The 9,581-nt window shown below is 40.0% G+C and carries 8 protein-coding genes; 4 read left to right on the top strand and 4 right to left on the bottom strand.

Going from position 1 to position 9,581, the window contains the following annotated elements:
- Positions 1 to 201 precede the first annotated feature (201 nt).
- Positions 202 to 1,488: an MFS transporter gene (locus tag NSS67_RS22815; RefSeq protein WP_339315919.1), complete on the bottom strand. Its 1,287-nt coding sequence runs from the start codon at positions 1,486 to 1,488 to the stop codon at positions 202 to 204.
- A 122-nt stretch (positions 1,489 to 1,610) separates the two neighbouring features.
- Between NSS67_RS22815 and NSS67_RS22810 the strand changes: the two genes are divergently transcribed.
- A complete protein-coding gene (locus NSS67_RS22810) occupies positions 1,611 to 2,552 on the top strand; it encodes a LysR family transcriptional regulator (RefSeq protein WP_339315918.1) in 942 nt (313 codons plus the stop codon).
- Positions 2,553 to 2,685: 133 nt separating this feature from the next.
- Here the strand turns inward: NSS67_RS22810 and NSS67_RS22805 are convergent, their stop codons facing one another.
- The 3 genes from NSS67_RS22805 to NSS67_RS22795 form a co-directional block, all read right to left on the bottom strand.
- Entirely contained in the window at positions 2,686 to 3,117 is a 432-nt protein-coding gene (locus NSS67_RS22805; protein WP_339315917.1) for a zinc ribbon domain-containing protein, read from the bottom strand.
- Positions 3,118 to 3,134: 17 nt separating this feature from the next.
- Complete coding sequence (locus NSS67_RS22800; RefSeq protein WP_339315916.1) at positions 3,135 to 4,409, bottom strand: thiolase family protein; 1,275 nt, start codon at positions 4,407 to 4,409, stop codon at positions 3,135 to 3,137.
- A gap of 186 nt (positions 4,410 to 4,595) precedes the next feature.
- Positions 4,596 to 5,213, bottom strand: coding sequence for a TetR/AcrR family transcriptional regulator (locus tag NSS67_RS22795; protein ID WP_339315914.1), 618 nt, complete (start codon positions 5,211 to 5,213; stop codon positions 4,596 to 4,598).
- Positions 5,214 to 5,445: 232 nt separating this feature from the next.
- On the opposite strand from NSS67_RS22795, the gene NSS67_RS22790 reads away from it, so the two are divergent.
- The 3 genes from NSS67_RS22790 (at position 5,446) to accD (ending at position 9,560) form a co-directional block, all read left to right on the top strand.
- Entirely contained in the window at positions 5,446 to 7,137 is a 1,692-nt protein-coding gene (locus tag NSS67_RS22790) for a CocE/NonD family hydrolase (protein WP_339315913.1), read from the top strand.
- Between the two features lie 354 nt (positions 7,138 to 7,491).
- Positions 7,492 to 8,433: a magnesium transporter CorA family protein gene (locus NSS67_RS22785; protein WP_339315912.1), complete on the top strand. Its 942-nt coding sequence runs from the start codon at positions 7,492 to 7,494 to the stop codon at positions 8,431 to 8,433.
- 242 nt (positions 8,434 to 8,675) lie between these two features.
- Positions 8,676 to 9,560, top strand: coding sequence for an acetyl-CoA carboxylase, carboxyltransferase subunit beta (accD, locus tag NSS67_RS22780; RefSeq protein WP_339320673.1), 885 nt, complete (start codon positions 8,676 to 8,678; stop codon positions 9,558 to 9,560).
- Positions 9,561 to 9,581: the final 21 nt, after the last annotated feature.

Here is a 9,581-nt window from a genome sequence, read left to right as displayed (position 1 = left end):
CATTGGTTTTACTAAGGGGACTTGTCTAAATAAAAGCCCGCCCAGCCATTACAAAGGCCGGAGCGGGTTTCTTCTGTGTGCAAGAGGGCAGTCACGGCCTTTTACCAATCAATAAACTTAAATGTAACTCTCGAAGACTTTAAGATCCGGTTTAAGCTTTTGCATGCAATCTAGCATTGCTCGGCAGAAAACTGGATACCATTATGCTTTTTTGACTTGGCCGGCCGCTTCTTGCATCTCTAAGAACGCCTTCGGCTTCTTTGCAACGATGATGAGCACTGCTGATACGGCGAAGACGATTATCGCGACACAAAAAGCTACCCTATACCCTGCTGTTTCAGCTATCTTTGAGATCGTTGGGACACCGAGTGTATCACCACAGATTGACCGGATAGCAAAAGCGAGTCCCCAGATCGCGCCAAAGTTCATGGGACCTACTAGCTTTATAATGACGAGGGGAACAGCAGAAGCCCAGATTCCCATGCCTAAGCCGAACAGGATGCCATAGGAGACTAGCCAGCCGTACCCAGAATCCGGCTCAGTGTAGGTGAGGATGAGGGTAGCTACTAGCAACAGCATGTTTCCAACACAAAATACAAGCTTAGGATTGATTCGGTCCGACAACCATCCGAAGAAGATTGTGCTGACGCCACCGGATAAACCAATGAAACCGAGTGCAGATGCTATAGTTTTCGTGTTAAACGTTAGGTCGCTTAAATAAGCGGCTGCGTTCTGCATGACGCCGATCTGTCCGAAGCCGAGCGCAGCAAATGCGATACAAACAAGAATCATGGCAGGTGTCTTCATGGCCTGATTGCGAGTGAGTCCAATGAGGACCGGGCGTTTCTTGGGCGGTGTCGCTTCGAATTCCTCTTGGGTAAGCCCATCAGGCAGAAGACCGATGTCCTGAGGCTTCGTTTTCACCAACAGCAACGCAATGAGCAGCAGAACGATTACGATCGCGCTGTTAGCGAGATAAGCAGCCCGTACTCCCGACGAGTCCATTATGGTAGCGAGAAAGGATGGCGCGAATATGGCACACACGCTGGCACCACAGCTGATAATGCCTGTGGCGAGACCGCGGCGTTTATCGAACCATGCTGTCGCCAAGGTACTGGTTACTGCTGGTCCCGTAAAAGCGCTACCAATACCGACAAGTGCATAACACATATAGTACACAGGGAGCGAGTTCGTGATAGAGAGTAGAGCGTTTCCGCCTCCTAGCAGAATCACACCAATGAGAATCAGCTTCTTTACTCTGCCCTTGGAGACCTGGTTGCCAACATAGGCGCTGACCACGCCCATGCAGATGGTGAAGATTGACGATGCTAAAGCTATCGAAGTCCTCGGTACATCGAGCGACTCAGACATCGGTACTAAAAATAAGCTGAACGAGTAAATCATCAAACCGGTTGAAGCGAAAGTGCATAGAAAAGCTGCAAGCACTACGAACCAACCGTAATAGATTTTCTTTTTTGTCTTTTGCATCTTCTTGTCCTTTCTAATAACCAATAAATTAGATATAATCAAACTACGTAAGGTTCTTTGATATTCTTATTTAGTTTGATACATCTAATTGTGTTTTTTTTCACATAGAGAGGGAGTTACGTATGAATATACTGAGTTTGAGATATTTTATTTCTGTAGCAGAATACTCAAGTTTTACGAAAGCATCCGAGCACCTATATGTGACACAGCCAACTTTAAGCCGACAAATACAAGACCTTGAAGAAGAAATGGGAGTGCAACTTTTTGTGCGCGGTAGACATTCGCTAACTTTGACAGAGCAAGGAAGTCGCTTTTTGCATGAAGCCACGGAAATCATAAGAAGATGTGATAATATTCGGGAAATTGTGAAGCAAGGAGATGATGATGATGGCAACATAACGGGATTGCTGAGTATAGGATATCAAGGATTTCTTGATACCAAGCTCATGCAGCATACGCTGAAATCTATAACGAAAAAGCACCCGCGCATTGATTTTTCGCTTTCACAGGGCAGTCCAACCGAACTAAGACATCATCTTCTATTTGACAAATGCGATTTGGTATTTGCATTAAATACTTGCATTGATTCTATTCCAAATATAGAGTGTATAAAGCTTCAAGAGAATAAACTGCAAATCGCAGTTCCACGGAACTGTCGTTTATCTAAATATGACTCTATTGATATGAAGGAATTAGCGAATGAGAATTTTATAATGCTTGAACGTAAAGTTTCTCCATTTACCGTAGATTATGCTACCAGTTTATGCATGAAACATGGATTTTCACCGAATGCTTCCTATTACGTAAATGATGCAGAAAAAGCATTGCTTTTAGTGGGTTCAGGCAAAGGCATCACCTTTCTGCATTCTACAAACAAAATAAATAGCCCTGCTGAAACCTATGATATTAAGGTATTGAACATAGAAGGAATTGATAACGATTTGGATTTCGTAGTAGCATTTAAAAAAGATAATACAAATCCAATCATTCCGGAATTTGTATCTGAATTAATGAGTTCCAACGAACTGAACAACTCACGTGAGTGTGACCTAATTTCTGTGTAAACTTTGCAGGGTGCAAAATAGAGCAAGATATAATGAGGGCTTGGAAGGCGGAAGGCTTCCAAGCCCTTAGTCACATATTGTGGCTGTAAATTCCGGTTTCGGAGATCCGGAATTGTGAGCAGAGAGATTCTAACTAATTTTTGATTCTGAATCCAACGGATTTGAAGCCACCGTCCATCTGAATAAACTCTACCTTGGCGGTAAGAGGCAACGAGCTGATCAGTTCATCCACATTATCTTCGTTTACACCATATAATGCAGCATGAAATTGATTTCCGTCTTCGAAGTGTCCAATGCTAATGCAGTAGGGCTCTTTATTTACGAAATTCTGATTAGCTTTTGTGAAGGTATAATCGCCCTTCAGATTGGTATTTTCAAAGATGATTTCATCGATAACGGCTTCATCACCCATATCAAACCATTCTAAATCAGTGCTGCCGCACTTCTGACAGGTAGGCAGGGGACGCCATACAACATCTCCACATTCCTGGCATTTCATGCCTAGAACTTTGCCTTCTTCCAGTGCATCATAATAAGTTTTCAAAATTGGCCGCAGTTTAAACATTTCTAAATTCCTCCTTCTTACTTTTTCTCAAGGATGATACCAACAGTGGTGTGACCGCCACCCATGCCGCGTACCAAGCATTTTTGTACATCTTTTTGGACTTGACAGTCTCCAGCTTCGCCGCGCATTTGGAGAATAGCTTCGCTAAGCATATTGATGCCAGAAGCACCAAAGGCATGACCAAAGCTAAGGTCGCCACCGTGCGGGTTAATAGGCTTATCCCCATCGAAACAGGTTCTACCATCTAATTCATACTGGTAACCCTTACCTTCAGGCAGATAACCAAATACTTCAGCGCTATCGAGCTGCTCACCCGAAGTCATAACTGTAGTAATCATTAAATCAAGTTCATTAGGATCAATGTCGTCTTTGTAAAGGGCATCACGAACATCTACATTCATCTGATGGAAACAGTAAGGGAATCTCTGTGTATTAGATGAGCTCGCGAAGTCGATAACCTCAATCGGTTTCTGACTAAACTTCTTAGCGATATCAGAAGAACACACAACGATAGCTCCGGCAGCTACATTGTGAAGAACACTGCCTCTTTTGCGAATAAAGCGAGTGATCTTACGATTGTGCTCCTCAGATCTCATGTATTCCATAACATCGTCAAAACCATTTTCTTTAGCGATTTCTGCAAACTCACGTCTTTCAGCGGCACGAGGGTTCCGCGAAGCATTACGACGAAGATTGACTGCCATAGCGTTATAGGTGTCATCAATGGTTTCTTCAGAAACGCCATAATTCTTCATATAGAGTCTTGCCTGCTCATCAGTAAGCAAGTTATCGCTAACACCGTCAAAACGATAATAAGTAGTGTCAAACAAAGCTCTACCTGGTGACCACCACTCTTCATACTCAGCAATAGGACGTATCATATGTGCTGGTTGATTTCTTGCATTGAAGTGTTTCGGGGTTTCAATTCCTGCAACCAAGACAATGTCACATTTGCCAGATGCAACAGCATTACATGCTTCCATAAAAGCAATATAGCCGCTGGCGCAAGCCTGTTCGATATGAATGATAGGCTTTCCAGCCAGACCGATCCATTCCTCCAGAGTTCCTACCATGCCTAGCACATTACCAGCAGTTACATAATTGGCCATCTGTGAATATACTATTTTATCAACGTCGCGAGGTTTAACCCCGGCGTCCTCCATTGCCTGATGACAGGCACAAGCCCAAAGTTCATAAATGGAAAGGCCTTCATACATAGGATCATCAAAGTACCTCTGAGGAAGAGTGCTGGTACCGATAATTGAGACAGAGCGTGCAAGTTTTTGTTCCATAATTGTAGCTCCTTTCTTTGTTATGAGATGACTATATCCTATAAACAAAGTCCTGTTAAATTGTCTTTTTGTATATGTGGATATCATAAGAGCTTCGTATTCATTTATTGTATAGAACATATGTAATATTTAGAAAAAGCGCCGCCATCCCTTATTTAGGTATTGGCGGCGCTTTGTATGAAGTCATTATTTTTTTAAACCAGCTGCAAATAAGGGACCATTAACCGTAAGGGTAGTTAGGATACGAGCCATTTCTAGAGGGGATTCTTTCGTGCCACTTTCGAGCCATTTTTGAATAACCCCTATGATTGCAGTTCCCATATAAGCAGCTAAATATTGCCCTGGAACAAGAAGATTTTCTTCCTTCATAAATGCGGTTGGATTATTTCCATAGAGTGTTTTCCACATGAATTCCTTCCATCTTGTTTGAAATGTTAAATCCCCTTTTGGACCTAACACAGCTTTCATAAATCCACTATTTAAATTTAAATACTCAAATAATGAAACGGTAAAGGAGAATGGCATTAACGTCTCAGAGTCAGTTTCGAGTGCGGCTATAACACTTGGGTATTTTTGCTTAGTAATTGTGGACATATCAAGCATAATTTCTTCCTCACATTTAGTCATTAAATCAAATTTGTCTTGATAGTGCGCATAAAATGTACCTCTATTAATATTCGCCTTAGTTGTTATGTCTTTAACTGTAAGTGCATCAAAACCTTTTTCATTAATTAACTCTACAAGTGCTTGTCGAATCGATTCCTTTGTCCGAATGACACGTAAATCAAGATTATTATTAGCCAATCCAATCCCTCCTTATTTTTTCCCAACACAACTGTTAATGGTGTTCCGTAACCAACACATTCACCATTTTTGATTATTGATTAGAACTTAATCTTATCCTATACTTCGAAGTGTAATAAACAACAGGTTGTTCGTTATTATTCATATAACTTAACATCTATGATGGATAAATACAACAAAATTTACCGAATAATAACAACAATTAATTTATAATCGAAGGGAAGTAATACTAATGAACAAATTTCTAGGCCGACCTGATCTGAAACCAACACATCCCAATGACACTAAACCAGGCTTGAACAACATAGTCATGACTACTGCGCATTACGGTAATCAAGAAGTCATCATGGAAAAAGATGTTCCCCTCAAAATGCGGGATGGGGTCACTGTCTACGTCAATGTATTCCGTCCGAACAAGCCTGGGAAGTTCCCAGTGGTTATGAGCATGGATCCATATAATAAAGATGGTCTACCTCCTTATGAAATATTTCGTCAAGTATGGCCTACAGTAGGTACGATCGTTACCTCTCTTTATGCGCCATTTGAGTCACCGGATCCAGGTTACTGGGTGCCAAACGATTATGTATTGGTTAAAATCGCAACGCGCGGCAGTTCAAATTCCGAAGGTGACCTTTATCCTTGGACGAAAACGGAAACGGAAGATTATTATGAAATCATCGAATGGGCTGGCGTTCAGGAGTGGAGCGATGGCAACGTAGGTCTAAACGGTGTATCCTATCTAGCTATGACGCAATGGCGGGTAGCTGCTATGAATCCGCCTCATTTGAAAGCGATCATCCCTTGGGAAGGAACTTCTGACCTGTACCGGGAATGGTACTTCCACGGTGGAATACCAGAAACCTTGTTCTCCTCTGATTTCGAGAAGTTGCATCATACCCGCTGGCCAAATAACAACATCGAACCTATGGTAGCGGAACAAAAAGAACATCCGTTACTCGATGAGCATTGGGAAGAAAGAGAAGTTACATTGTCCGATATCAAGGTACCTATGTTTGTTGCCGCGAGCTGGTCCACCCAAGGGTTGCATAACCGCGGAACCTTTGAAGGCTATAAACAGTCTTCATCCGATAACAAGTGGTTGCTGGTTCATAACCGCAAAGAATGGGAAACCTACTATTTGCGTGAATCGCTGGAACAGCAGAAGGATTTCTTCGATTATTTCCTGAAGGGCATTGAGAATGATTGGATGGATACACCTCGGGTACGTTATGAGGTTCCTGAGAAATTTTATAAGGGACATATTCGCAATGCGAATGAATGGCCGATTCCACAAACCAAATATTCCGAATATTATTTGAATGGCGAAGAAATGTCCTTGCAACAAACACCTGTTCAGAACGATTCCAAACTCACTTATATTGCTGAGCCTGGTCAGACTCAAAACAGTGATTTGCGGTTTAAATTTACAGCCGACGAGGACATGGAAGTCACCGGTAATATGAAGCTTAAGCTGTGGGTCTCCACGGATGACACGGATGATATGGATCTATTTGTAGGTGTTAAGAAATACGACAAACGCGGCAATGAAGTATTCATGCCTGACTTTAACCATCTTGAAAATGGTCAGGTGTCTAGCGGATGGCTAAGAGTTTCCCATAGAGAGCTGGATACTGAGAAATCTACTCCATCTCAACCTGTACTTAAGCACAAGAGATTGTTGAAGCTTAACGAAGGCGAGATCGTGCCAGTAGAAATTGAAATATTGCCTTCAAGCGTATTCCTCAAGAGTGGGGAAAGTCTGGTGTTAGTCCTAAAAGGCAGCGACCTCGTTGTCGATGACAACCCAACAATCTCAAGAGGTTATGAACACAAAGATACAGTGAACAAAGGAACGCATAAGGTTTATACTGGTGGACAGTATGATTCTTTCCTTCTGGTACCAGTAATTCCCTTGAGAGATTAGTGAAAGTTCCGATTATTGGGGTTTAGGGTAAACAAACGCTAAGTCGTCCATAAATGAAGGCTTAGCGTTTTTTTGCCTTAATTTTGGTGGAACTAATAAATAATATACTGTTTTTTGATTAAAACCAAAATTATTCTACCGTAAAGCATTTTGATTCTAATCAAATTAGGGTGCATTTGGATTTTTATTAGGAGGTATTTTTTTATGGGGAGTGGATAAAATTATACCTCATCTTCACCTAAATACTCCTCATAGAGATGCGGAAGGACTTCATCCAAAAGAAAGAAAAAGAAGTACACTGTTGGTACTTGCCAACACTCTTAACTTAAGATTAGTAATAGAAGGGAGTGATATATGGTGTTGACTACCTATAAATCCGCTCGTAATGGAATGCTGGAAATCAGAGATAAATTCGAAAAGAATTGCTGGATAAATATTACCGCACCGTCAAAAGAAGAAATTCAAGAGGTATCTCAACTTTATAATATCCCAATCGAATTTTTAGAAGATCCTTTAGATTTAGAAGAAAGTGCTCGGATTCAATATGACGAAGATACGAATTGCACATTAATTATTAATGATTTTCCTATTATTGACGTTAATAACCAACAATTTGTTTCTTATATTACCATTCCTATTGGTATTATTTTAGGAAAGGATTACATTGTTACGGTTTGCAACCAATCAACAAGCCCTTTAGAAAATTTAATCAAGAAGAATGTTAACACCACTATGAAAAATCGTTTTGCATTAGAGGTATTATTGTCAATCGCAACTCAATATATAGAAAAATTAAAATTACTTAACAAACAACGCCTAAAAATAGAGAGTCATTTGCGTGATTCATTAACGAACAAGCAACTTTACGACCTAATGGATATTGAGAAAAGTTTAGTTTATTTTCTCACATCATTAAGGGCTAATGCGGATGTAGTCACCAAAATATTCCGTTACAATTCCGTAAAGTTATATGAGGATGACAAAGATCTTTTAGAAGATGTAAGAATTGAAATTAATCAAGGTATTGAGACCACAGAATTATATACAAGAATTTTGGACAGTATTACGGGGTCATATTCTTCACTAATATCAAATGAATTGAATAATACAATGAAGACTCTTACGATATTTACAGTTTTTTTAACTCTGCCTACACTTGTATTTAGTTTCTTTGGTATGAATGTGGTCTTACCTATTGCTGATAAGGATCCTATCTCTTGGATTATCACATTGATAATAGCATTGATTCTGGTTATTTGGATCGGATTGACACTATGGAGAAAGAAGATATTTTAATTTGTTAGTTATAAATTAAGAAGGCAGTCGATTTAATGATAAATCGGTCTGCATTTTTATTTGGACTGGCTTCTATATTTTTCAACACAATTAATAAAGATGTTCCGTAACCGACATATTTGCCCCTTTTGTTTATTGAACAGAACCTAATCTTATTTTATACTTCGTTCCTAAAGGGCGAAAGTCTGGTGATTGTGATCCAGAAGGTGCGTGGTAGAAGTTCAACTAGTGAGGTGAGTATTATTTCATTCAGAGATTTTATTACCAATAAAAAAAAATATGCCGTTGTACCACAACGTCAAGAGATTAAAAGAAAAAGAGAAAATGTTATTCCTAACGGTTTAATGAAAAAGTGCCCGAAATGTAATTCTATCCTCTATACAAAGGAATTGGAGAAGAATCTAAATGTGTGTAGCTCATGCAGCTATCATTTTCGTTTAACTGCCAGAGAGAGAATATCATTTTTTTTAGATGAGGGTATATTGAAGGAAATTGATGGAGCTTTGACTTCTGATGATCCGCTTAATTTTGTAGGGTATAAGGAGAAACTTAGTAAAGCCAAACAATCATCCGGGTTAAATGACGCAATCATAACAGGTGAGGGTAAACTTGGAGGTTTCCCTGTGAGTATCGCTTTGCTAAGTTATGACTTTTTTACAGGCACGATGGGTTCAGTAGTAGGAGAAAAAATTGTTAGAGCTGTAAATAGAGCACAGGAGTTAAAAGTTCCATTAATTATCTGTTCTACCTCTGGTGGAGCCCGAATGCAGGAAAGCATTTTTAGTTTAATGCAAATGGCGAAAACAAGCGCTGCAATTGGGCGATTTAGCGACTCAGGCGGATTATACATTTCAATTATTACTGATCAAACATTTGGTGGTGTTTCTGCTAGTTTCGCGATGTTAGGGGATTATATCTTTGCTGAAACAGGTGCTACATTTGGATTTGCGGGGCGGATAGTCATTGAGCAAACCATCCAACAAAAACTTCCACCAGACTTCCAATCCGCTGAATTTTATCTAGAACATGGTCAAATAGATGGTGTAATTCATAGGAGAAATCTAAGAGATTCAATAATTGATATTATAGATTTACATATTAATTCAAACGGCACAACAAAATCTTAATTTATCCAAAAGTCAAGATCC

Source organism: Paenibacillus sp. FSL R10-2734 (assembly GCF_037963865.1).
GTDB lineage: Bacteria > Bacillota > Bacilli > Paenibacillales > Paenibacillaceae > Paenibacillus_AQ.
Note: the sequence above shows the minus strand (reverse complement) of the source record. Positions and strands in the feature narration are given on the sequence as shown.